General features: G+C 67.6%; 21 protein-coding genes and 1 other RNA gene. 20 read left to right on the plus strand and 2 right to left on the minus strand.

Annotation, left to right across the window (positions count from 1 at the left end):
* Positions 1–69 precede the first annotated feature (69 nt).
* Positions 70–279 (minus strand): DUF1289 domain-containing protein, encoded by a 210-nt coding sequence (locus Q8K84_RS03585; protein ID WP_305280901.1) that lies wholly within the window; start codon positions 277–279, stop codon positions 70–72.
* Between the two features lie 199 nt (positions 280–478).
* Between Q8K84_RS03585 and Q8K84_RS03590 the strand changes: the two genes are divergently transcribed.
* Positions 479–844: a hypothetical protein gene (locus Q8K84_RS03590; protein WP_305280903.1), complete on the plus strand. Its 366-nt coding sequence runs from the start codon at positions 479–481 to the stop codon at positions 842–844.
* Positions 845–982: 138 nt separating this feature from the next.
* On the plus strand, positions 983–2491 hold the full coding sequence (locus Q8K84_RS03595; protein ID WP_305280905.1) for a phospholipase D-like domain-containing protein: 1509 nt from the start codon (positions 983–985) through the stop codon (positions 2489–2491).
* Here Q8K84_RS03595 and Q8K84_RS03600 read toward each other — a convergent pair.
* Positions 2455–3186 (minus strand): endonuclease/exonuclease/phosphatase family protein, encoded by a 732-nt coding sequence (locus Q8K84_RS03600; protein ID WP_305280907.1) that lies wholly within the window; start codon positions 3184–3186, stop codon positions 2455–2457. The genes Q8K84_RS03595 and Q8K84_RS03600 overlap by 37 nt on opposite strands.
* A 176-nt stretch (positions 3187–3362) precedes the next feature.
* Between Q8K84_RS03600 and Q8K84_RS03605 the strand changes: the two genes are divergently transcribed.
* The 18 genes from Q8K84_RS03605 to murB all read left to right on the plus strand — a co-directional run bounded on the left by Q8K84_RS03605 (position 3363) and on the right by murB (position 22399).
* Positions 3363–4565: an acyl-CoA dehydrogenase family protein gene (locus Q8K84_RS03605; protein WP_305280908.1), complete on the plus strand. Its 1203-nt coding sequence runs from the start codon at positions 3363–3365 to the stop codon at positions 4563–4565.
* Between the two features lie 107 nt (positions 4566–4672).
* Positions 4673–5818 (plus strand): acyl-CoA dehydrogenase family protein, encoded by a 1146-nt coding sequence (locus Q8K84_RS03610; protein ID WP_305280910.1) that lies wholly within the window; start codon positions 4673–4675, stop codon positions 5816–5818.
* Positions 5819–5907: 89 nt separating this feature from the next.
* Positions 5908–6801 carry a DMT family transporter gene (locus tag Q8K84_RS03615; protein WP_305280912.1) on the plus strand — a complete coding sequence of 298 codons (894 nt, stop codon included), beginning with the start codon at positions 5908–5910 and terminating at the stop codon, positions 6799–6801.
* A 4-nt stretch (positions 6802–6805) separates the two neighbouring features.
* The gene (locus tag Q8K84_RS03620; protein ID WP_305280914.1) at positions 6806–7525 is read left to right on the plus strand and encodes an N-acetylmuramoyl-L-alanine amidase; all 720 of its coding nucleotides are present in this window, start codon (positions 6806–6808) and stop codon (positions 7523–7525) included.
* A complete protein-coding gene (locus Q8K84_RS03625; RefSeq protein ID WP_305280915.1) occupies positions 7525–8133 on the plus strand; it encodes an FMN-binding negative transcriptional regulator in 609 nt (202 codons plus the stop codon). The genes Q8K84_RS03620 and Q8K84_RS03625 overlap by 1 nt, the downstream gene beginning before the upstream one ends.
* Before the next feature lie 44 nt (positions 8134–8177).
* Positions 8178–8573: RNase P RNA component class A (gene rnpB, locus Q8K84_RS03630), an RNA gene on the plus strand.
* Positions 8574–8850: 277 nt separating this feature from the next.
* Positions 8851–9318 carry a division/cell wall cluster transcriptional repressor MraZ gene (locus Q8K84_RS03635; protein ID WP_305280916.1) on the plus strand — a complete coding sequence of 156 codons (468 nt, stop codon included), beginning with the start codon at positions 8851–8853 and terminating at the stop codon, positions 9316–9318.
* Positions 9315–10247 carry a 16S rRNA (cytosine(1402)-N(4))-methyltransferase RsmH gene (rsmH, locus tag Q8K84_RS03640; RefSeq protein ID WP_305280917.1) on the plus strand — a complete coding sequence of 311 codons (933 nt, stop codon included), beginning with the start codon at positions 9315–9317 and terminating at the stop codon, positions 10245–10247. Before Q8K84_RS03635 ends, rsmH begins: the two co-directional genes overlap by 4 nt.
* A complete protein-coding gene (locus Q8K84_RS03645) occupies positions 10244–10603 on the plus strand; it encodes a cell division protein (RefSeq protein WP_305280919.1) in 360 nt (119 codons plus the stop codon). The genes rsmH and Q8K84_RS03645 overlap by 4 nt, the downstream gene beginning before the upstream one ends.
* Complete coding sequence (locus Q8K84_RS03650) at positions 10600–12360, plus strand: penicillin-binding protein 2 (protein ID WP_305280921.1); 1761 nt, start codon at positions 10600–10602, stop codon at positions 12358–12360. Before Q8K84_RS03645 ends, Q8K84_RS03650 begins: the two co-directional genes overlap by 4 nt.
* On the plus strand, positions 12357–13811 hold the full coding sequence (locus tag Q8K84_RS03655) for a UDP-N-acetylmuramoyl-L-alanyl-D-glutamate--2,6-diaminopimelate ligase (RefSeq protein ID WP_370867829.1): 1455 nt from the start codon (positions 12357–12359) through the stop codon (positions 13809–13811). The genes Q8K84_RS03650 and Q8K84_RS03655 overlap by 4 nt, the downstream gene beginning before the upstream one ends.
* Positions 13804–15201, plus strand: a complete 1398-nt coding sequence (gene murF, locus Q8K84_RS03660) for a UDP-N-acetylmuramoyl-tripeptide--D-alanyl-D-alanine ligase (protein ID WP_305280924.1) — start codon at positions 13804–13806, stop codon at positions 15199–15201. The genes Q8K84_RS03655 and murF overlap by 8 nt, the downstream gene beginning before the upstream one ends.
* Complete coding sequence (gene mraY, locus Q8K84_RS03665; RefSeq protein ID WP_305280926.1) at positions 15201–16310, plus strand: phospho-N-acetylmuramoyl-pentapeptide-transferase; 1110 nt, start codon at positions 15201–15203, stop codon at positions 16308–16310. Before murF ends, mraY begins: the two co-directional genes overlap by 1 nt.
* Before the next feature lie 19 nt (positions 16311–16329).
* Positions 16330–17745 (plus strand): UDP-N-acetylmuramoyl-L-alanine--D-glutamate ligase, encoded by a 1416-nt coding sequence (murD, locus tag Q8K84_RS03670; protein ID WP_305280928.1) that lies wholly within the window; start codon positions 16330–16332, stop codon positions 17743–17745.
* Positions 17742–18932: a putative lipid II flippase FtsW gene (ftsW, locus tag Q8K84_RS03675; protein WP_305280929.1), complete on the plus strand. Its 1191-nt coding sequence runs from the start codon at positions 17742–17744 to the stop codon at positions 18930–18932. The genes murD and ftsW overlap by 4 nt, the downstream gene beginning before the upstream one ends.
* 10 nt (positions 18933–18942) lie before the next feature.
* Positions 18943–20043 carry an undecaprenyldiphospho-muramoylpentapeptide beta-N-acetylglucosaminyltransferase gene (gene murG, locus Q8K84_RS03680; protein ID WP_305280931.1) on the plus strand — a complete coding sequence of 367 codons (1101 nt, stop codon included), beginning with the start codon at positions 18943–18945 and terminating at the stop codon, positions 20041–20043.
* Between the two features lie 35 nt (positions 20044–20078).
* Positions 20079–21503: a UDP-N-acetylmuramate--L-alanine ligase gene (gene murC / locus Q8K84_RS03685; protein ID WP_305280933.1), complete on the plus strand. Its 1425-nt coding sequence runs from the start codon at positions 20079–20081 to the stop codon at positions 21501–21503.
* Positions 21500–22399 (plus strand): UDP-N-acetylmuramate dehydrogenase, encoded by a 900-nt coding sequence (gene murB / locus Q8K84_RS03690; protein ID WP_305280935.1) that lies wholly within the window; start codon positions 21500–21502, stop codon positions 22397–22399. Before murC ends, murB begins: the two co-directional genes overlap by 4 nt.
* The last annotated feature ends 62 nt before the right edge of the window (positions 22400–22461 follow it).

The raw sequence follows: 22461 nt of genomic DNA on the forward strand, positions 1-22461 counted from the left end.
GCCTTGTTGTGAGGCCACCCTAGGGCGTGCGGGTTTGCATCCGGTGAATCAGGCGAGGATCCGGCGGGCTCAGAACATGGCGAGCTTTTCCGGGGCGATCTGGCTGCGCCGGTCTGGCAGCTCGGCGATCACCGACTCGCGGGTTTCGGCGCTCAGCCGCCCCCATCCGGCGACCTCGGCCAGGGTCCGATAGCATCCCAGGCACAGGCCGCTGGTCCCGTCGATCACGCAGACCTTGATGCAGGGCGTCTTGATGGGGGGCGGAGGCTTATCGGTCATCAGCCCAGAATAGGGCCGAACCGGGCCTCCCGCCAGCCCAGGTCGGTCACCGGGCTGACCGAACGTTGTTCATGAAATCTATGTAATGAATGAACCTTACGGCACCGTAATATTGGTGTGAAATCATTTCCAAAGGTTCATTTGAGCTTAGGCGCAACATCTACCAGTGTGTGTCCATCGATTTCGAGGGAGAAACGCCATGAAGTTCATCGCCATTATTTCTGCTGTCGCCGCCATCGCCGCCGCTGGTTCCGCCAGCGCGCTGGAAATCAAGGATATAGAGTATCTGCAGGCTGTCCGCTGCCATGCCCTGGCCGGGTCGTCCCTGATCCAGGCTGACACCAACGCCATCGACGCCCTGGTGCGCGACCAGCGCTATGGTCGCAGCCCCCATGTCCAGGAGCGGGCCAAGACCGAGCGCAGCCGGGCCGCCCGGCAGGCGCGGTCAGGGGATGAGGCCGTCCAGACGTCTGTACGAAACGAGGTGGCCGGCGCCTGTCAGGTCTGGCTGGGCGGGGAAGAGAGCGTCAAAGCCGCCCGCGCCAACACCCCTTCGGCCGACTGATCCACCATCGAGCCGCCGCCGCATTGCGGGCGCGCCTTCCTGGGCGCGCCCGTCAATTTTTTAGGGCCACGGAGGGAACCGGGGCAAGGGACAGGCCTTATTGCCGTGGTGAGCTTGGCCGTGCATGACCTATAGGCGATGACTATTCTGACCCCAGGCGACACCTGCTGGCGGCGTGAGCCGGCGACGCGCGCGGCCTTTCTCGTCGACACCGAGGCCTATTTCAACGCCTTGGCCGAGATCCTCCCGAAGGCGCAGAAGTCGATCTATCTCCTGGGCTGGGGGTTCGACCCGCGGACCCGTCTGGCGCCCGACGGGGTCGATGGTCCCGATGATCCCGATGAGATCGGGCGCATTCTGGTCGAGCTCTCCCGCCGACGGCCGGAGCTGGATATCCGCCTGCTGATCTGGAAGTCGGCTCTGCCGATCAGCGCCAGCCAGAACTTCTTTCCGCACCGGGGCCGGCGCTGGTTCCGGGGCACGACGGTCCAGCTGCGGCTGGACGAGTCTGTCCCCCTGGGCGCCTGCCATCATCAGAAAGTGCTGATCGTCGATGACGCCGTGGCCATCTGCGGCGGCGGGGACATCTCCGTGGACCGCTGGGACACGGCTGGGCATCTGGATGATGACGAGCGGCGGATCATGCCCGACCAGGCGTATCACCCGCCCCGTCACGAAGTGATGATGATGGTGGACGGCGCGGCCGCCAGCGCGCTGGGGGATCTGTTCCGCGCGCGCTGGCGTCGCTCGGCCGACGAAGTCGTGCCAAAGGCGACGCCCTCAACGGTCGATCCGTGGCCGACGCGGGTCCCGGCCCACATGCAGAATGTCCAGATCGGGATTTCCCGCACCGAGCCCGCTTGGAAACGCGAGGGGATGGTCGAGGAAATCCGCCGCCTCACCCTGACCTCCATCCTTGAGGCCAAGGAGCTGATCTACCTGGAGAACCAGTACTTCACCTCGCCGATCTACGCCGAGGCCCTGGCCACCCGCCTGACCGAGCCGGACGGACCCGAGGTCGTGCTGATCTCCACGGGCTACAGCCCCAGCTGGTTTGATCAGCTGACCATGGACGAGGCGCGGAACAACATGCTCTGGCGACTTCAGGCCGCCGACATTTTCGGGCGCCTGCACGCCTATTGGCCCGTCACCCGTTCGGGTCAGGAGGTGATTGTCCACTCCAAGGTCACGATCATTGACGACCGCCTTGCGCGGGTCGGCTCGGCCAATCTGAACAACCGGTCGGGCGGCTTCGACACTGAATGTGAGATCGCCGTTGAGGCCCAGGACGACGACGATCGGCTGGCTATCGCCGCCTTGCGTGATCGTCTGGTCGGCCACTTCATCGGCTATACGGGTGACGCCGTGGCCAAGGCCCGTCTTGAACGCGGCGGACTGGGCGCGGCGATCTCCGTTCTCAACCAAGACCGACGCCTGCGTCCCCTGGGTCCGCGAAAGATGACCCATCTGGGCAAGGTGATCGCCGCCTTCCATATCGGCGATCCCGCCGACGTGGCCGATTCCTGGCGAATTTTCAAAAGACGAGACCGGCTCTACGCCGCCTCTCGGCGTCTCAGCCAGACGATATCCGAAGGTCGGGCCCAGGCCCTTCAGTCCAGCTCGAAATCCATCACCAGCGGCAAGTGATCTGACGCAATCCGGGTCAGCGGGTCATAGGGGGCGAAAACATCGAGAACCCGGACCTCGTCGCTGACGAACAGGTGGTCGATCCGCAGGACCGGCAGGACTGAGGGAAAGGTCGCCGAGGGGGATTTCTTCTGGGCATGGCGGCGGGCCGGCCGCAGCTTTTCACTCAGGATCCTGTAGACCTGGGAGGCCGAGGTGACGTTGAAGTCACCGAGCAGGATGGTCGGGCCTTTGCTGTCCGGGTGACCCAACCACTGGGGGCCCGCCAGGGCGGCGGCCTGGTTCTGCTGCTCACGGGGCACCAGTCCCAGATGGGTGTTGAAGATCTGCAGGTCCCGCCCTTCCAGGTCGACCGAGACCCAGAGCGCGCCCCGCGGCTCCAGCTGAGAAACCCGCTCATGGCCGGGGAGGGCGGCCGATTTGATCTTGCGCTCCGGGTGGCGGGTCAGAATGGCGTCGCCGTAAAGTTCCTCCTCCACCTTCATGGCCGGGTGGAAATGGAAGGCCATTTCCAGGCGCTGAGCGATCTCGTGCGCCTGGTCGACGCCATTGGTGCGCATCCGGCCGACATCCAGCTCCTGGAGGGCCACGATGTCGGGCTCCAGGGCGGCGATAACGTCGGCGACGCGAGAGACGTCCAGCCGACGGTCGGTCCCGACGCAACGATGAACATTGTAGGTGAGGATACGGGGCATTGGCCGCGTGTTCTGCGCGCCTGTGGCCGGTCAGGCAAGGCCGGGACGCCGTCGAAAAGCGATGTTAGTTACGTTGACGTTAGCGTCATCTTTTCTCTCGCCCCCGGTGCGCCTATTGTTCGGCTCCGAGCGTCGGCGACAGTCTCACCGACCCAGGAGCAGCCAGGGAGCGCCCCATGAATCTTGATTTCTCCGCCGAGGACGTCGCCTTCCGCGAGGAAGTGCGGACCTTCATCGCCGAGAACTATCCCAAGGACCTGCGCGCCAAGCAGGACAGCGGCGAGCCGCTGGGCAAGGACGACTATCTGGCCTGGCACAAGGTGCTGGCCAAGAAGGGCTGGGTCGCGCCCTCCTGGCCGAAGGAGTTCGGCGGGACCGACTGGACGCCGACTCAGAAATATATCTGGTCTGAAGAACAGGCCCGGGCCGACACCATCGCGGTGCTGCCCTTCGGCGTCAGCATGCTGGCACCGGTGATCTACACCTTCGGCACCGAGGAGCAGAAGAAAGAGTTCCTGCCCGGCATCTACAACGGCGAAGTCTGGTGGTGCCAGGGCTACTCAGAGCCGGGGGCCGGGTCTGATCTGGCCTCGCTCAAGACCAAGGCTGAGCGGATGACCGGCGACGATGGCAAGGAATACTACATCGTCAATGGCCAGAAGACCTGGACGACCCTGGGTCAGTTCGCCGACTGGGGCTTCTTCCTGGTGAAGACCGATCCGGACGTGAAGCCGCAGGCGGGCATCAGCTTCCTGCTGATCGACATGAAGAGCCCCGGCATCGAGGTCCGCCCGATCATCACCCTGGAGGGCGGCCATGAGGTCAATGACGTCTTCCTCGATAATGTGAAGGTGCCGGTGGAGAACCGGATCTTCCACGAGAACCAGGGCTGGACCTGCGCCAAGGCCCTGCTGGCCCATGAGCGTTCAGGCATCGCCGGGGTCGCGCGTTCCAAGCGCGGCCTGGAGCGTCTGCGGGAGATGGCGACCACGGAGATGAGCGACCTGGGTGGTCCGCTGCTGTCGGACACCTTCTTCAAGCGCAAGGTCGCCGAACTGGAGATCGACCTGACGGCGCTGGAGTTCACCGAGCTTCGCACCCTGGCCGGAGAATCCAGCGGTAAGGGGCCTGGCCCGGAATCCTCGATCCTCAAGATCAAGGGCACGGAGATTCAGCAGCGCCTGCAAGAACTCGCCCTGGAGGCCGCCGGCCACTACGGCGCGCCCTTCCTGAGGGATCTGGGCCACAACGCCAATATCGGCCCCAGCTATGCCGACGGCGTGGCCGGAGATTATTTCAACGGCCGCAAGACCTCGATCTATGGCGGCTCCAACGAAATCCAGCGCAACATCATCGCCAAGATGGTTCTCGGTCTGTGACGCCCGAAGACACCCCTCCCTCTGGCGGGGAGGGGGCGCTCTTCTCTGCCCCATATCCAAGTTTCCAAGCCTGCCGCCGCGCGGACAGGTTCTGAAGAGGACCACCCATGGACTTCAGCTTCACAGACGAACAGTCGATGCTCCGCGACACGGTCGCGAGCTATCTGGCTGACAACTACGCCTTCGACGCCCGTCGTACCGCGATCAAGAGCGAGGCCGGCTGGCGCCCTGAGGTCTGGAAGGCCTTCGCCGAGGAACTCGGCATTCTCGGCGCGCCCTTTTCCGAGGAACTGGGCGGTCTGGGCGGCGGCCCGGTCGACAACATGGTCGTCATGGAGGAGTTCGGCAAAGCCCTGGTCGTCGAGCCCTATATGGGCACGGTGGTGATCGGCGGCGGCTTCCTCAAGCATTCCGGCCACGCCGGGGCCCCCGACCTGATCGAAAAGATCATCGCCGGCGACGCCATCTTCGCCTTCGCCTATGCCGAGCCCCAGGCCCGCTACACCTGGCAGGACCTGAAGACCACGGCGACCAAGGATGGCACGGGCTATCTGATCAACGGCCAGAAGGCGGTTGTCGTCGGCGCGCCTTGGGCCACCCATCTGATCGTCACCGCCCGCACTGGCGGCGGCCAGCGCGACGCCCAAGGGGTCTCGGTGTTTCTGGTGGACAAGTCCGCCCCGGGCGTCACCACCCGCGACTATCCCACCGTGGACGGTCAGCGCGCCTCGGAGGTCACCTTCGAAAATGTCTCCGTCGGCGTTGACGCCCTGATCGGCGCCGAAGGTCACGGCCTGCCGCTCGTCGAAAAGGTCATGGACGAGGCGATCGCCGCCACCTGCGCCGAGGCCTGCGGCGTCCTGCGCAGGCTGCAGGAAGGGACGGTGGAGTACACCCGCACGCGCAAGCAGTTCGGGGTTCCGATCTCGTCCTTCCAGGTGCTGCAGCATCGGATGGTCGATATGTTCATCCAGCTCGAGCAGTCGATCTCGATGACCTACATGGCCACGATCCGGCTGTCGGATGAGGCCCACGAGCGCGCCCAGGCGATCTCGGCGGCCAAGGTCCAGATCGGCAAGGCCTGCCGTTTCGTCGGCCAGAACGCCGTCCAGTTGCATGGGGGCATGGCGATCACCGACGAAATGGCCATTGGCCACTACTTCAAGCGCGCCACCATGATCGAGGGGGTCTTTGGCTCCACCGACCATCACCTGGCCCGCTATGAGGCCCTGTCCTTCGGCAAGGCGGCCTGAGGTTGAACGGCCGCGCGCCGCCCGGTTCGCCCCCGGGCGGCGCGCATTCGCCTTGCCTTGCGCCTGCGAAGCGCGCTTAAGGCCACCGCATGGCCCTGCGCGACTTCGCCCTGATCGTCCTCGTCTGTCTGATCTGGGCGACCAACAACATCATCTCGAAATATGTGGTGGCCGATCTGGCTGTGCCGCCGCTGTTCTACGCCGCCGTGCGCTTCGCCCTTGTGGCGCTGATCACCCTGCCCTGGCTGCTGCCCATGCCGCGCCCCCGCTGGAGGCTGCTGGTGGTGGCCCTGCTGATGGGCGGCGGCAACTTCGCCCTGCTGTTCATCGGCCTGCAGACCGCCACCGCCTCGGCTGCGGCTGTGGTCATCCAGCTCGGCGTGCCGATCACCACCGTTCTGTCGATGGTCATGCTGGGGGAGCAGGTGCGCTGGCGCCGGGGCATCGGCATTTCGCTGACCCTGGCCGGCGCCCTTCTGGTCATGTGGGATCCCGGCGGCTTCGTGGTTTCCACCGGCCTGCTGTTTGTGGTCGCAGCCGCCTTCCTGGGGTCGCTTGGCGCGGTGATGATGAAGCAGATGGGCGGGGTTCGGCCTCTCCAGTTTCAGGCCTGGGTTGGCTTCGCCTCCTTCTGGCCCCTGGCGGTGTTGTCCCTGTGGCTGGAGCCTGGCCAGGTCGCCGCGGGCCTCGCCGCTGGCTGGCCGTTCCTGGTGGCGGTGGTGTTTTCGGCCGTGGTGGTCTCGGTGGCCGCCCACACCGCCTATTACGGCCTCATCCAGCGCTACGAGGCCAATCTGATCTCGCCGCTGACCCTGATGACGCCCCTCGCCACCATCGCGCTCGGGGTGGCGATCATGAGCGACCCCTTTGGCCCGCGCATGGCGATCGGTACGGCTGTGGCCCTGGCGGGGGTGCTGATCATCGCCCTGCGACCCAATCAGGTCGCCCCCCTCTTGCTCGCTTGGCGAAATCGCGCCGAATAGGGTCATGGACATCATTCCCGCCCCCTCGCCGAACTTCAACGAACGGACTGGCCCGCCCGAGATTCTCGTGATGCACTATACGGGGATGGAGAGCGGCGAGGCCGCCGTCGCCCGCCTGCGCGACCCCGAGGCCAAGGTCAGCTCCCACTATGTGGTGGAAGAGGACGGCCGCATCTTCACCCTGGTGGCTGAAGAACGGCGGGCCTGGCACGCCGGGGTTTCGTTCTGGAAGGGGGAACGCGACATCAACGGCCGCTCCATCGGGATCGAGATCGTCAATCCCGGTCAAGAGTTTGGCTACCGACCCTTTCCCGACGCGCAGATCGCCGCGGTGATCGCGCTCACCGCCGATATCCGCACCCGCTGGATGATCGCTGACGGCGACATCATCGCCCATTCCGATGTGGCGCCTGGCCGCAAGATCGACCCCGGCGAACTCTTCCCCTGGAAGACCCTGGCCGAGGCTGGCCACGGCCTGTGGGTCGAGCCGCCCCCCGTGCCGGGCGCGCCGTTGGCGGAAGGGGAGGAGGGGGCGGGAGTGTTCGCCTTCCAGGCCGGGCTGACGCGGCTGGGCTATGAGTGCCCGCCTTCGGGGAACTTCGACAGCGTGACGACGACCGTGGTCAGCGCGTTCCAGCGCCACTGGCGGCCACATCAGGTGGACGGGATCGCCGACGGCGAGACCCGCGCGCGGTTGATCGCCCTCCTGCGGGCCCAGGCCTGATGCATCCGGCTGCGCCCTTCCGGGCGGCCGACCCCGAGGCGGTTCTTGCGCACCTCGCGGCCTATCCGTTCGTGGCCCTGTTCGCCGTCTGTGAGGCCGGGCTTCGGGTGGCCCACGCGCCGGTCGTGGCGCGCCGGGATCGGGAGGACATCGTGCTGGACTTTCACCTGTCGCGGAACAACGCCCTGACAGCGGCCTTCGACAGGGGCGCAGCGGCGCTTGCGGTGTCCCAGGGACCGGACGCCTATGTCAGCCCCGACTGGTATGCCGCAGCCGACCAGGTCCCCACCTGGAACTACCTCACCATTGAGGCTGAAGGTGAGGTGACGCCTCTCGATGAGCCGGGGCTTGTCGCCCTACTGGAGGATCTGTCGGCCCAGGAAGAAGCGAGGCTCGCGCCCAAGCCTCCCTGGACGCGCCAGAAGATGTCGCCCGGGCGCTTTGAAGCCATGCTCGCAGGCATCCAGGGCTTCCGTCTGCGACCCCATCGCTTGGAAGGCACGTTCAAGCTCTCGCAGAACAAGGCGGCCGATGAGCGGGCTCGGGTCGCCACCGCGCTTGGCGACCATCCCATCGCGCAGCGAATGGGACGCAATCCCACCGACTGACACCCTTGACCACCGGCGCCTTGGGCCTCACTGATCGCCGCGGATCAGACGGCTGGGCGGCCGCGGCCGCTTCGGTGGTCGAGGAAAGTCCGGGCTCCACGACGACATGGCGGCGGGTAACGCCCGCCGGGGGCGACCCCAGGGATAGCGCCACAGAAAGCAAACCGCCTCTCCTCGGAGGGGTAAGGGTGAAAGGGTGCGGTAAGAGCGCACCGCATTGGCGGCGACGTCGATGGCACGGCAAGCCCCGCCAGGAGCAAGACCGAATAGGGATTCCGCGCCGGCGAAAGTCGGTAGGGCCGTCGTTGGCCTGAGGCGTCCGGGTTGGTCGCGAGAACCGTCCCGCAAGGGCCGGTCCAGAGGAATGGTCGCCGCATCCGGCGCTGGGGTTCGCCCTGGCCCGGGTGGCACAGAACCCGGCTTATAGGCCGTCTGATCCGCCGCCGCCCTTTCGACACAAACCGTCCGGAGCGTTCGACCCCCACTATACTTAACATGTTCCGTGTATGTTCTGTGGAGTGTTTACGTGCGTTAACCATAAGTCTCATGCGACATCTTTGTATTCTGGGGATTATGGGCTTCAGAGTCATTGCGACCCAATCCATCCCATGTTAACCCATTTCCTGTTCGCTGGGGGTTGGCGGACTCCGTTGGCGAGCCGACGGGATGGTTGGGGCGGCGGCCTGTGGGGGTCGCAGATGAGGGCGTCGGGCGCGAATGTTTGTCTCGACCTTCGAGAAGCAGCTGGATGCGAAGCGGCGCCTCGTGGTGCCGCAGGAGTTCCGCGCCCTCGTGTCGGGTCCCTTCGACGGCGTCGTCTGCTTCCCTTCGATTGAGGCCGACTGCATCGAGGGGGGCGGCAAGGCCCTGCTCGACCGCTATACGGGCGTGATCGGGGAGTTGGAGTTCGGCGACCCGCTGCGCTCAGCCCTGGAAGTCTCCGTCCTCGGGGGCATGGCGCGCCTATCCTTTGACACCGCGGGCCGTGTGACCCTGCCCGAAACCCTCTGCGACCTGTTTGGCCTCAGCGACTGGGTGGTCATTGTCGGCCTCGGTGACCGGTTCCAGATCTGGGCCCGCGAAGCCTTCCAGGCCCATCGCGCCGCCCAACGCGAACTGGCCCGTGAGGGCCTGGCCCAGATGCGCGCCGATCAGCGCGCCGCCCGCCTGGGGGCCAGTTCATGAGCGCGCCCCATCTTCCCGTCCTCTTGAGCGAAGTTGTCGAGGCCCTGGTGATCGCGCCGGGCGACGTCGTCGTCGACGGCACCTTTGGCGCCGGCGGCTATGCCCGCGCCTTCCTGACAGCGGGCGCGAAGGTCACCGCCTTTGACCGCGACCCCACCGCGGCGCGCTTCGCCGCTGATCTGCCGACGGATCGTTTCACCCTGGTCTGCGCCCGCTTCTCCGAGATGGACGAGGTTCTGGGGGAGGGCGGCGCCGACGGCGTGGCCCTCGATCTCGGCGTATCGTCCATGCAGCTGGACGAGCCCGACCGCGGCTTTTCCTTCCTGCGCGACGGTCCCCTCGACATGCGCATGGGCGACGAGGGCGAAACAGCCGCCGATCTGGTCAACACCGCCGAACCGGGAGATCTCGCCCGGATCCTCTGGGTCTATGGCGAGGAAAAGAAGTCCCGTCGGATCGCCGGCGCCATCGCCCGGCGTCGCGTCCAGCAACCCTTCACCCGCACGGCCGAGCTGGCCGACTTCATTGAGGGCGTGCTGGGCGGCCGTCGCGGCGCCAAGGCCCACCCCGCCACCCGGTCCTTCCAGGCCCTGCGCATCGCGGTGAACGACGAACTCGCCGAACTTGAGGCGGGCCTCGCTGCGGCAGAGCGCGTCCTGAAGCCCGGCGGCCGCCTGGCCGTGGTCACTTTCCACTCTCTGGAAGACCGGATCGTGAAGGCCTTCCTCACTGAGCGCGCTGGGCGCACGCCATCGGGCTCGCGCCATCTGCCCCCCGTCGAGGACGCCCGCGCCCCCAGCTTCGCCCTGAGCTTCAACGGCGCCCGCACCTCGGGCCAGGCCGAGCTGGACGCCAACCCCCGGGCGCGTTCAGCCAAGCTGCGGGCCGCCGTGCGCACCGAGGCGCCCGTCTGGAGGACCGCGGCATGAGCGTGCTCAATCGCCGCATTCGCGGGTTCCGCCTCGTCGATGTGATCGCCCTGGGCCTGCTGGTCCTGCTGATCATGAGCGTCTATCTGGCCAAGACCATCGCCAGCCGGGAGCGGGCTGAAATCGCCTCTGTGGAACGTCAGATCGCCGCTGAGCGCGCGCAGATCCGCCTCCTTGAAGCCGAGGTCGCCCACCTCGAACAGCCATCCCGCATTGAGCGCCTTTCGACCCTCTATCTGGAGATGGGCCCTGTAGATGTGACGCGGGAGACGACGGCCGACTCCCTGGCCGCCCTGGCGCCGCCCAAGGCCCCTTCGGCTCGGGCTCCGGCCCCGAAGCTGGAGGTCGTCCCGTGAGCCTTGCCGGCGTCGTCACCCGCAGGTTTCCCTTCGGCCTTCGCTGGCTGGGCGCCGCCCTCTGGCGTCTGGAACATGCCTTTGAGCGCGCCCGGGCGGCTGGCCGCGTCGAGGATGACGCCCGCATCCGAATCTTCATGGTCATGCTGTTCTTCGGCCTGGGCTTTGGCGCCCTGGCCATGGGCGCGACCCAGGCCGCGCTGTTCTCCGGCTCAGGCGGCGGCGGCGGCGCAGGCTGGCTTCCGCCCCAGGCTCGGGCCGACATTGTCGACCGGGAGGGCCGCCTTCTGGCCGCCGACCTCCTGCACTATGGCCTCTATGTGGATCCCGCTGAGGTGTGGGACGCCGCCTCCACCCGTCAGGCCTTGGCCAAGGCGCTGCCGACCGTATCGGCTGAGCGTCTGGACCGCGCCCTGAAGTCTGAGCGCCGTACGTTCCTGGCGGGGGGCATGACGCCGGTCCAGAAGTCGGCCATCCATCAACTGGGCCTGCCTGGGATTTCCTTCGAGCCCGAGCAGAAGCGCGTCTATCCCCTCAACCATACCGCTTCGCATCTGATTGGCTTCTCGGACACGGGCGGCGAGGGGCTGGCGGGGGCTGAGCTGGCCCTGAATGATGAGCTTCGGGCCCTGGCGCGGGAGTCCGGCGAGTTGGCCCTCTCGATCGACCTGCGGGTCCAGGGGGCGCTCGAAGACGAGCTGCGAAAGGCGGCCGAAACCTATGGCCCCAAGGGGGCGGTGGGCCTCGTCGCCCATGTCCACACCGGCGAAATTCTCGGTCTCGCCAGCTATCCGGATTTCGACCCCAACACCGCTAGCGCCGCCAGCGCCGATGCGCGGCTCAACCGTGCGGCCTCGTCTGTGTTTGAGATGGGCTCGACCTTCAAGGCCTTCACGGTCGCCATCGGCCTCGATACCGGCGTAGCGACCATGGCGTCGACCTTCGACGCCCGCGAGCCCTATAAGCTCGGCTACAGGACCATCAGCGACTACCACGCCTCTCGCAAGGTGCTGAGCCTCGTGGAGGTGTTCCAGCATTCCTCCAATATCGGCACCGCCAGGCTTGCCGTTGGGGTGGGCCCTGAGCGCCTCAGCCGCTATTTCGACGACCTGGGACTGACCACGGCGGCCAAGGTCGAGCTGAAGGAATCGGCCTCGCCCCTGACGCCCAAGGTATGGAATGAGGATGCGGTCGCCTCCACTTCCTTTGGCCATGGCATGAACATCTCGCCGTTGGCGCTCACCCGCGCCATGCTGCCCCTGTTGAATGGCGGCAAGCTGGTCCCCCTGACGATCCGTCGCCAGGCGCCCGGCTTCCGGCCGGAGGCCAAGCGGGTGCTGTCGGAAACCACCTCGACTCAGATGTTGCAGATCATGCGCGCCAATGTGACCGGCGGCAGCGGCGGCAAGGCCGACGCGCCAGGGCTCAGCGTCGGCGGCAAGACCGGCACCGGCGAGAAGTATGATCCAGAGATCCGACGCTACAACGGCAAGCGTCAGGTCTCCTCTTTCGCGGCCGTCTTTCCCACTGATGGCCCCCTTGAGAACGATCGCTATTTTGTTCTGATCCTGCTGGATGAGCCGCACGGGACTCCGCAGACCTTTGGCTATTCCACGGGCGGCTGGGTCGCTGCGCCCGCCACCGGTCAGCTCATCGCCCGGATCGCGCCCTTCCTGGGGATTTCGCGCCACATCGGCCCGATGGAGCACCAGCCTCGTCTGGCTTCGACCCCGACCGTGCTGGCGGAGGCCCGCTGATGCCGCGTCTTTCCAGCCTTCTCTTCCAAGACCTCGACCAGGACCCGGAGATCACAGGGGTCACCGCTGACAGCCGCAAGGTCCAGCCGGGCTTCCTGTTCGCCGCCCTGCCGGGGGTGCAGGCCAATGGGGCTGCCTATGCCGAACAGGCGGTCAGGGCCGGGGCCGCCGCGGTGATCGCCGGTGAGGCGCTGGGAACCCTTGATGCGCCCGTGGTCACGGTCGCCGATCCACGCCGGGCCTACGCCCTGGCCGCCGCCGCCTTCTGGGGGACGCAGCCGCCGGTCTGCGTGGCGGTGACGGGCACCAACGGCAAGACCTCTGTGGCCACCTTCTGCCGGCAGATATTCGCCAGCGCCGGGCGGCGGGCCGCCAGCATGGGCACCCTCGGCGTCCTGGCCTCGGGCCCTGACCTCAACGAACAGCTCACCCCACCTGGCCTCACCACCCCCGACGCCGGGGATATGGCGGAGCTGATGGCGCGCCTTGCAGAGCTGGGGGTCACGCATCTGGCCCTGGAGGCCTCCTCCCACGGGATCGACCAGCGCCGCCTGGACGGCGTGAAGCTGAAGGCCGCGGGCTTCCTGAACCTGACCCAGGACCACCTCGACTATCACGGCGACATGGACGCCTACCGGGCGGCCAAGCTGCGCCTGTTTGAGGCCCTGCTGCCCCGGGGCGGGACGGCCGTGCTCAATGCCGATTCCGACGCCTTCGCCCCCTTCGCAGCGGCCGCGATCCAGGCCGGCCACGCCATCCTGTCGGTGGGCGAGGCCGGACAGAGCCTGCGGCTGAACCGCCGGGAGCTGACGCCAGATGGCCAGCGCATGAGCCTGTCCCACGACGGGCGAACCTTCGATCTGCGTCTGCCCCTGGCCGGCGCCTTCCAGGCCGCCAATGCGCTGGCCGCCGCCGGCCTCTGTCTGGCTGCGGGCGAGAGCATCGAGACCGTCCTGGCCGCCCTGGAGCGCCTGGAGGGCGCCCCTGGCCGGATGCAGCGGATCGGGTCCGGACCCCGGGGTGGGGAGGCCTATGTCGACTATGCCCATACCCCCGACGGCCTGAAGACCGCTCTTTCGGCCCTGCGCCCGCACACCCGCGGGCGTCTGATCGTCGTGTTCGGCGCCGGCGGCGACCGGGACCCCACCAAGCGGTCGTTGATGGGGGAGGCTGCAGCCGAACACGCCGACATCGCCATCGTCACCGACGACAATCCCCGCAGCGAGGATCCCGCCCAGATCCGCGCCCAGGTCCGCGCTGGCGCGCCTGAGGCCCAGGACATCGGCGATCGCCGCGCTGCCATCGCCGCGGCCGTCGCCCTCATGCGTGAAGGCGATGTCCTGGTGGTCGCGGGCAAGGGCCATGAGCAGACCCAGACCATCGCCGGCGCCGCCCATCATTTCGACGACGTGGCGGTGACCGCCCAGGCTCTGGAGGCGGTCCATGTCTGAGCCCCTCTGGACCGCGGCCGAGATCGCCCAGGCTGTCGGGGGCGAGGTCGTCGGCGGCGACTTCGCGGTGAGCGGCCTGTCCATCGACAGCCGCTCCGTAGACTCTGGCGACCTGTTCATCGCCCTGGCGGGCGTACGCGATGGCCATGAATTTGTCTCCCAGGCCCTCGGGCAGGGCGCCGCCGGATCGCTGGTCTCGCGCCCTCAAGGCGGCCCAGCCGTGGTGGTGGCCGACACCTTCAAGGCCCTGGAGGCCCTGGGCGAGGCGGCGCGCGACCGGGCGACCAAGGTCCGCCGTGGCGCGGTCACCGGCTCGGTCGGCAAGACCAGCGTCACTCAGGCGGTTCGCGTTGGCCTTGCCCTGGCCGGCAAGGCGCATTCGTCGGTCAAGTCCTACAACAACCATATCGGCGTGCCGCTCACCCTGGCCCGGATGCCCCGGGACACGGAGCGTGCGGTGTTCGAGATCGGCATGAACCACGCCGATGAAGTCACGCCCCTCTCCAGGATGGTCCGCCCCCACGCGGCCCTGATCACCACAGTCGGCCCCGTACATGTGGAGAACTTCCCGGACGGCGAGGCCGGCGTGGCCCGCGCCAAGGCGGAAATTTTCGACGGCCTGGAGCCGGGCGGCGTGGCGATCCTCAACGCTGACAATGTCTGGTTCGGCGACCTGGCCACCGCAGCCAAGGCCGCTGGCGCCAGGGTGGCCACCTTCGGGACGGGCGAGGGCGTCGACGCCCGCCTCCTCGGATTCAATCCTGGTCCCGGTCAGGCGATTGTCCGGGCCCGACTGCGGGGACAGGCCCTGGACTTCCCAATCCTTCAGACAGGGTTCCACTGGGGGTTGAACAGCATGGCGGTCCTGCTGATGCTCCAGGCTCTCGACGTCACCCTCGAGGACGGCCTGATCGCCCTGGGCGCCTTTGAGCCTCTGGCCGGGCGCGGCGCCGAGCGGCAGGTGGCCTTGGCCGGCGGCGACTTCACCCTGATCGACGAAAGCTACAACGCCAATCCGATCTCCATGGCCGCAGCCATCTCTAGCCTCGGGGCGCGCAAGACCTCGGGGCGGCGGATCGTCGCGCTGACCGACATGCTGGAACTCGGCGGCGAGGCCGAAGCCTTCCATCGCGCCCTTGCAGAGCCCCTGGACGCAGCCGGGGTGGACCTGGTGTTCTGCGCCGGGCCGCTGATGAAATCCCTCTGGGACGCCCTTCCTTCGACTCGTCGGGGCGGCTACGCCGAAAGCGCAGCTCAAATTGGGCCGCAGGTCGCCCAGGCCGTAGAGCCTGGCGATCTGGTGATGGTTAAAGGTTCGAACGGCTCTCGGGCCGGGGTGGTCGCGGCCGCCCTGGGAGAGCTCGGGCGTGCGCAAGGGGGGCAGGGCTGATGTTCTACTGGCTCTACACGCAGATGGCGGCCGAGGGACATGTCCCTTTTCTCAACCTGCTGAAATACCTGACTTTCCGGACGGGCATGGCGCTGTTCACCGCCCAGTTGGTGGTGATCCTCATGGGATCGCGCTTCATCCGCTGGATGCAGGCCAAGCAGGGCAAGGGCCAGCCGATCCGCGCCGACGGCATCGAGCGCCACATCGTCGAAAAGGCCGGCACACCGACCATGGGCGGGGTGATGATCCTGGCCGGCCTGATCATCGGCACCCTGCTCTGGGCGGACCTGTCCAACATCTATGTCTGGGTCGTCCTGTTCGTCACCGCCAGCTATGGCGTGCTGGGGTTCACCGACGACTACGCCAAGGTGACCAAGCAGAGCACCGCCGGCGTCTCAAGCCGGGTGCGCCTGGTTCTTGAGGTGGTAGTGGCCCTGGCTGCGGTCGCCGTCCTGATCATCTATGGCGCGCGCACAGCGGAATCGCCGGACCTGAACACCTCCCTGGCCTTCCCGATCTTCAAGCATTTTCTGCTGGATCTCGGCTGGCTCTACCTGGTGTTCGGCGCCCTGGTGATCGTCGGCGCGGCCAATGCGGTGAACTTCACAGACGGCCTTGATGGCCTGGCCACCGTGCCGGTGATGATCGCCGCGGCCGCCTTTGGTCTGATCGCCTACCTCGTCGGCAACTATCTGTTCGCCAACTATCTACAGCTGCATTTCGTGCCCGGTGTGGGCGAGGTGGCGGTGCTTTGCGGGGCCATCATCGGGGCGGGCCTGGGCTTCCTCTGGTACAACGCCCCGCCGGCCAAGATCTTCATGGGCGACACCGGCTCGCTGGCCCTGGGCGGCGCCCTGGGCGCCGTGGCTGTGGCCACCAAGCACGAGATCGTCCTGGCCATCGTCGGCGGCCTGTTCGTGTTGGAGACCCTGTCAGTGATGATCCAGGTGGTCTCCTTCAAGCTCACGGGCCGCCGCGTCTTCCGCATGGCGCCGATCCACCACCACTTCGAGAAGCTCGGCTGGTCGGAATCCACGGTGGTGATCCGCTTCTGGATTGTCGCGGTGATGCTCGCCCTCCTGGGTCTCGCGACCCTGAAGCTGCGATAGGGAGGCTGGCGCTCACACCATGATCCCCGTCCGTGGTTTCGAAGGCAAGACAGTGGCGGTGTTCGGCCTGGCCCGTACGGGGCTTGCGGCGGCGCGCGCCCTGCAGGCTGGCGGAGCCAATGTGGCCCTGTGGGATGAGCGTCCCGCCGCCCGCGAGGCGGCCATGGCCGAAGGCTTCGAACTGACCGACCTGTCGTCAGCCGACTGGTGGAGCTTCTCAGCCCTGCTACTGTCGCCCGGCGTGCCGCTCACCCATCCCACGCCCCACTGGACCGTCGACCGGGCCAAGGCGGCCGGGGTCGAGATCCTCGGCGACATCGAGCTCTTCGCCCGGGCGGTCAACGCTGCGCCAGAGCACAAGCGGCCCAAGGTCGTGGCCATCACGGGCACCAATGGCAAGTCCACCACCACCGCCCTGATCGCCCACATCTGCGCCAGCGCCGGCCGCGACACCCGCATCGGCGGCAATTTCGGCTTCGGTGTTCTGGGGCTGGAGGACATGCATGGCGGTGCGGTCTACGTGCTGGAGATGTCGTCCTATCAGCTCGACCTGACCACCAGCCTCAAGCCTGACGTCTCGATCCTGCTGAACATCACCCCTGATCATCTGGATCGTCACGGCGGCATGGACGGCTATGTGGCCGCCAAGCGCCGGGTGCTGCTGAACCAGGGCAAGGGGGACACCGCCGTCATCGGCGTCGATGACCCCTATGGCCAACGGATCTGCACCGAGGTGGTGGCCGCCAATCGCCGGACCATCGTGCCGATCTCCTCGTCCAAGGCCATCGGGCGCGGGGTCTATGTGCTGCAGGGCCTGCTCTATGACGCCACCGGCGAGCGGGCCGTGGAGATCGCTGACCTGCTGCGCGCCAGATCCCTGCCGGGTCGGCACAATTGGCAAAACGCCGCCGCCGCCTACAGCGCCGCCCGTGGCCTCGGCCTGACGCCAGAAGAAGCCGCCGAGGGGTTGATGACCTTCCCGGGGCTCGCCCACCGGATGGAGACCGTCGGCCAGTTGGGTCGGGTTCGCTTCGTCAACGACTCCAAGGCCACCAACGCCGACGCCGCCCGCCAGGCGATGTCCAGCTATCCCAAGTTCTTCTGGATCGCCGGCGGTCAGGCCAAGACCGGTGGCATCGAGAGTCTCAGCGACCTCTTTCCCCGCATCGAGAAGGCCTATCTGATCGGCGAGGCCGCGCCGGTGTTCGCCGACGCGCTGGCCGGCAAGGCGCCCGTCGCCGAGTGCGGCGACCTGGAGCGTGCGGTGCAGCGGGCCTATGCTGACGCCGCCGCCACCGGACAGGACGCGGTGGTCCTGCTGTCGCCGGCCTGCGCCTCCTTTGACCAGTTCGCTGACTTCGAGGCCCGCGGGGAGGCTTTTCGGTCCGCCGTGCAGGGGCTTGAGGCGCCGGTCCAGAAGGGCGCGCGGGCATGAGCGCCGACCATCTGACCAAGCCCAGCCAGGCGCACGCCTTCGCCCGCAGCGATCGCTCGGCCCTGGGGGTCTGGTGGTGGACCATTGACCGCTGGCTACTGGGCGCTGCGGCGGTGCTCATCGGCCTGGGCATCCTGTTGTCCTTCGCCGCCAGCCCGGCGGCGGCGGCCCGGATGAATGTCGGCGATCCCTTCCACTTCGCCCTGCGCCAGTGCGTCTTCGCGATGCTGGGCGCCGCGGTGCTGGTGGTCACCTCCATGCTGGAGGTGCGCACGGTGAGGCGCCTGTCCTTCTTCATCTTTGTCGGCGCGATCGCCCTGATGGTCGCCCTGCCGTTCCTGGGCCACACCGCCAAGGGCGCCACCCGCTGGGTGGAGTTCGCCGGCTTCACCCTGCAGCCGTCAGAATTCATGAAGCCGGCCCTGATCATCCTGGTGGCCTGGATGTTTTCCGAGGGCCAGAAGGGCGAGGGAGTCCCCGGCGTCACGATCGCCTTTGCGCTCTACGCCGTTTCCGTCGCGCTGCTGCTCATTCAACCCGATGTAGGTCAGACCGTCCTGATCACAGTGGCCTTTGGGGCCGCCTTCTGGATGGCCGGGGTGCCGCTCTCCTGGGTCATGCGCCTGGGCGCTGTGGCCGTGGCGGGACTGGTGGCCATCTACTTCGTCTTCTCCCACGTGGCCGACCGGGTGAACCGCTTCCTGAACCCTGAGACCGCCGACACTCACCAGGTGGACCGCGCCGCCGAAGCGATCGCCGCCGGCGGACTGTTTGGCCGCGGGCCGGGGGAGGGGGTGATGAAGCGCCACGTCCCCGACCTGCATACCGACTTTGTCTACTCGGTCGCCGCCGAGGAATACGGCCTGGTCTTCAGCCTGATCGTCATCGGGCTCTTCGCCCTGATCGTCACCCGCGGCCTTCACCGGTCAATGAAGCTCAGCAACACCTTCGAGCAGGTGGCCGCCGCCGGTCTGTTCGTGATCGTCGGGCAGCAGGCCATCATCAATATCGCGGTGAACCTCAACATGATCCCCACCAAGGGCATGACCTTGCCGTTCATCTCCTATGGCGGGTCGTCCTTGATCGCGTCTGGCCTCACCCTTGGCCTGGCCCTGGCCCTGACCCGTCGTCGGCCGGGCGCCTATGCCCCCTCCGAAGGGCTCGCCAAGGCCGGCGCCTTCGCCTAAACGGGCCCCTATGCGCAAGCTCGCCGTGGTCGCCGCCGGGGGAACCGGAGGCCATCTCTTTCCCGCCCAGGCGCTCGCTGAGACGCTGATCGCCCGTGGCTGGCGTGTGGCGCTGGCGTCTGACGAGCGGGTCGCGGCCTTCGCCGAGAGCTTCCCCGCCGAGGAGCGCATCGGCCTGTCGGCCAGCACCTTCAAGTCCGGCGACCCCATCGGCATGGCCAAGGCGGGCCTGGCCATCCTCCAGGGGGTGATGCAGGCCCGCTCGGCCTTCAAGCGCCTGGACCCCGCCGTCGTCGTCGGCTTTGGCGGCTACCCGTCGGTGCCGGGCCTGCTGGCCGGGATCACCCAGGGTCGTCCGACGGTGATCCACGAGCAGAACGCGGTCATGGGCCGAGCCAACCGCCGCCTGGCCAGCCATGTCACCGCCGTCGCCTGCGCCTTTCCGAGCCTGCAGAAGGCGCCGCCCAAGGCCGCCGCCAAGGCCGTGGTCGTCGGCAATCCGGTTCGCCAGGAAATCCGCGACCTGGCCGACAAGCCCTATCTGCCCCCGGAAGACGGCGGCACCCTGCGCCTGTTGATCACCGGCGGCAGCCAGGGCGCACGGCTGTTGTCGGAACTGATGCCCGAGGCCATCCGCGCCCTGCCCGAGGACCTCCGCGTCCGCCTGAGGGTGCAGCAGCAGACCCGCAAGGAGTCCATGGACATCGCCCGGCGCATCTATGCCGACGCCATGGTCGAGGCCGAGATCGCTCCCTTCTTCCGCGACATGGCCACGCGTCTGCGCCAGGCCCACCTGGTGGTCGGTCGCTCCGGCGCCGGCACAGTGTGCGAGTTCGCCATCGCCGGCCGGCCCTCGATCCTGATCCCGCTGGCCATCGCGCTTGACGACGACCAGGGTCAGAACGCCCAGGTGATGGTCGAGGCCGGCGGCGCGGTGATCGCCCGGGAAAACCAGCTGACCGTCGAGTCCATGGCCAACGCCCTGGAAAAGCTGCTGACCAACCCCGAACGCCTGGCCCGCATGTCGGCCGGCGCCCGCGCCATCGCCCGGCCCGACGCGGCTGAGCGCCTGGCTGATCTCGTCGAACAGACCGCCGCTCAGGGCCGCTAGGCCCCTCGTCCTCCAGCCACAGGCCCCGCCGCCCCATGAACCGCCGTCGCCCCGTCCCCTTCGAACTCGGCCCCGTCCACTTTATCGGGATTGGCGGCATCGGCATGAGCGGCATCGCCGAGATCATGCTGCGCATCGGCTATACGGTGCAGGGCTCGGACTCCAAGGCCGGCGCCAATACCGAGCGCCTGGAAAAGCTGGGGGCGAAGATCTTCATCGGCCATGAGGCGAGCCAGGTCGAAGGCGCCTCGGCGGTCGTCTATTCCACCGCAGTCAAGCAGGACAATCCGGAGATGCAGGCGGCCCGGGAACGGCGCCTGCCCCTGGTCCGCCGGGCTGAGATGTTGGCCGAGCTGATGCGGCTGCAGTTCTCCATCGCCGTCGGCGGCACCCACGGCAAGACCACCACCACCTCGATGATCGCCTCACTGCTGGACGCCGGCGGCCTGGACCCCACCGTGGTCAATGGCGGGATCATCAACGCCTATGGCACCAACGCCAAGGTGGGCGAGGGGGACTGGATCGTCGTCGAGGCCGACGAGAGTGACGGCACCTTCCTGAAGCTGAAGTCCACGGTCGCGGTGGTGACCAATATCGATCCCGAGCACCTGGACCACTACGGCGACTTCGAAGCGGTCAAGAAGGCCTTCCAGGACTTCATCGAGAACATCCCCTTCTACGGCTTCGCCGCGGTCTGCACGGACCATCCCGAGGTCCTGGCCCTCACATCCCGGGTCGAGAACCGCCGGCTGGTCACCTATGGGGTCAATCCCCAGGCCGAGGTTAGGGCCGAGAAGATCTCCATGGGCCCCGATGGCGCCCATTTCGACGTGGTGATCCGCCCCCTCCAGGGCGAGCCGGTGCGGATGGAGAAGCTGCACATGCCGATGGCCGGCATGCACAATGTGCTGAACGCCCTGGCCGCCGTGGCCGTGGCCCGGGAGCTGTCGGTGGGGCCTGAGGCCATCGCCGCCGGCCTGACCGGCTTTGGCGGGGTCAAGCGGCGCTTCACCACCACCGGGACCTCGGGCGAGGTGCGGATCATCGACGACTATGGCCACCATCCCGTCGAGATCAGCTCGGTGCTGACGGCCGCCCGCGCGGTGACCAGCGGCCGGGTCGTCGCCGTGGTTCAGCCGCACCGCTATTCGCGCCTGAAGGACCTTTTCGAGGACTTCTGCGCCTGTTTCAGCGACGCTGACGTGGTGATCGTCGCCGACATCTACGCCGCCGGCGAAGCCCCCCTGGACGGCGCCAGCCGCGAGGCGCTGGTCGATGGCCTGCGCCGCTATGGCCATCGCCGCGCCCTGCCGTTGTCTGGGCCTGAGGATCTGGCGAGACTGGTGCTGCAGGAGACACAGGCCGGCGACCTCGTGGTCTGCCTGGGGGCCGGGGACATCACCAACTGGGCCTACGCCCTGCCTGAACAGCTGGACGCCCTGCGCAGCCACGCCACATGACCTGGCGTGATCGCCTGCCGGCGGCCCGGGGCAAGATCCTGCGGGACGAGCCGCTTTCGCCCTTCACCTGGTTCCGGGTGGGCGGGGCCGCCGACGTCCTCTTCCTGCCGGCCGACGCTGAGGATCTGGCCGACTTCCTGCGGGGCCTGGACCCGGCCGTCCCTGTCACCGTGCTTGGCGTCGGCTCAAACGTCATTATTCGCGACGGCGGGATCGAGGGCGTGGTGGTGCGCCTGGCCGGCAAGGCCTTTGGCCAGGTGACCACGGACGGCCTGCGGGTCACCGCTGGCGCTGCGGCCCTGGACGCCATGGTCGCCCGAGCCGCGGCCAAGGCCGGGATCGCCGGCCTGGAATTCTACGCCGGCATCCCGGGCTCCATCGGCGGCGCCCTGACCATGAACGCCGGCTGCTACGGCGCAGAGACCAAGGACGTGCTGGTCTCAGCCTGGGGAATCGATCGCACAGGCGCCCGGCGCGACTTCACCCTGGCCGACTTCGGCTACACCTATCGCCACAGTCAGGCGCCCGCCGACATCATCTGGATTCAGGCGGTCTATGAGGGGCAGGCCGACGAGCCCGCCGCCATCACCGCCCGGATCAATGAGATCACCGCCCGGCGCGAGACCACCCAGCCGATCCGCGAAAAGACCGGCGGCTCCACCTTCAAGAACCCGCCGGGCCACTCGGCCTGGAAGCTGGTGGAGGCGGCCGGCTGGCGCGGCAAGCCCCACGGCGGCGCCATGTTCTCCCCCCTGCATTCCAACTTCATGATCAACACCGGCGAGGCCACGGCGGCGGACCTGGAGGGCCTCGGCGAAGCGGTGCGGGCTGAGGTGGCGCAGAAGCTGGGGGTGTCGCTCGACTGGGAAATCAAGCGGATCGGCCGGCCGGGCTGAAGGGTCTAGGCCGCGGGAGCGTGGTCGCGCGGCTTTGTATTAGGACTTCGCATCCACACCGC

Origin of the sequence: Phenylobacterium sp. (genome assembly GCF_030679875.1) — a bacterium.
In the GTDB taxonomy this organism is placed as follows: Bacteria; Pseudomonadota; Alphaproteobacteria; order Caulobacterales; family Caulobacteraceae; genus Phenylobacterium.

Coding starts and splice junctions, on each gene's coding strand:
- Q8K84_RS03585 (WP_305280901.1), bottom strand. CDS start 279: ATGACCGATAAGCCTCCGCCCCCCATCAAGACGCCCTGCATCAAGGTC.
- Q8K84_RS03590 (WP_305280903.1), top strand. CDS start 479: ATGAAGTTCATCGCCATTATTTCTGCTGTCGCCGCCATCGCCGCCGCT.
- Q8K84_RS03595 (WP_305280905.1), top strand. CDS start 983: ATGACTATTCTGACCCCAGGCGACACCTGCTGGCGGCGTGAGCCGGCG.
- Q8K84_RS03600 (WP_305280907.1), bottom strand. CDS start 3,186: ATGCCCCGTATCCTCACCTACAATGTTCATCGTTGCGTCGGGACCGAC.
- Q8K84_RS03605 (WP_305280908.1), top strand. CDS start 3,363: ATGAATCTTGATTTCTCCGCCGAGGACGTCGCCTTCCGCGAGGAAGTG.
- Q8K84_RS03610 (WP_305280910.1), top strand. CDS start 4,673: ATGGACTTCAGCTTCACAGACGAACAGTCGATGCTCCGCGACACGGTC.
- Q8K84_RS03615 (WP_305280912.1), top strand. CDS start 5,908: ATGGCCCTGCGCGACTTCGCCCTGATCGTCCTCGTCTGTCTGATCTGG.
- Q8K84_RS03620 (WP_305280914.1), top strand. CDS start 6,806: ATGGACATCATTCCCGCCCCCTCGCCGAACTTCAACGAACGGACTGGC.
- Q8K84_RS03625 (WP_305280915.1), top strand. CDS start 7,525: ATGCATCCGGCTGCGCCCTTCCGGGCGGCCGACCCCGAGGCGGTTCTT.
- Q8K84_RS03635 (WP_305280916.1), top strand. CDS start 8,851: ATGTTTGTCTCGACCTTCGAGAAGCAGCTGGATGCGAAGCGGCGCCTC.
- rsmH (WP_305280917.1), top strand. CDS start 9,315: ATGAGCGCGCCCCATCTTCCCGTCCTCTTGAGCGAAGTTGTCGAGGCC.
- Q8K84_RS03645 (WP_305280919.1), top strand. CDS start 10,244: ATGAGCGTGCTCAATCGCCGCATTCGCGGGTTCCGCCTCGTCGATGTG.
- murF (WP_305280924.1), top strand. CDS start 13,804: ATGTCTGAGCCCCTCTGGACCGCGGCCGAGATCGCCCAGGCTGTCGGG.
- mraY (WP_305280926.1), top strand. CDS start 15,201: ATGTTCTACTGGCTCTACACGCAGATGGCGGCCGAGGGACATGTCCCT.
- murD (WP_305280928.1), top strand. CDS start 16,330: ATGATCCCCGTCCGTGGTTTCGAAGGCAAGACAGTGGCGGTGTTCGGC.
- ftsW (WP_305280929.1), top strand. CDS start 17,742: ATGAGCGCCGACCATCTGACCAAGCCCAGCCAGGCGCACGCCTTCGCC.
- murG (WP_305280931.1), top strand. CDS start 18,943: ATGCGCAAGCTCGCCGTGGTCGCCGCCGGGGGAACCGGAGGCCATCTC.
- murC (WP_305280933.1), top strand. CDS start 20,079: ATGAACCGCCGTCGCCCCGTCCCCTTCGAACTCGGCCCCGTCCACTTT.
- murB (WP_305280935.1), top strand. CDS start 21,500: ATGACCTGGCGTGATCGCCTGCCGGCGGCCCGGGGCAAGATCCTGCGG.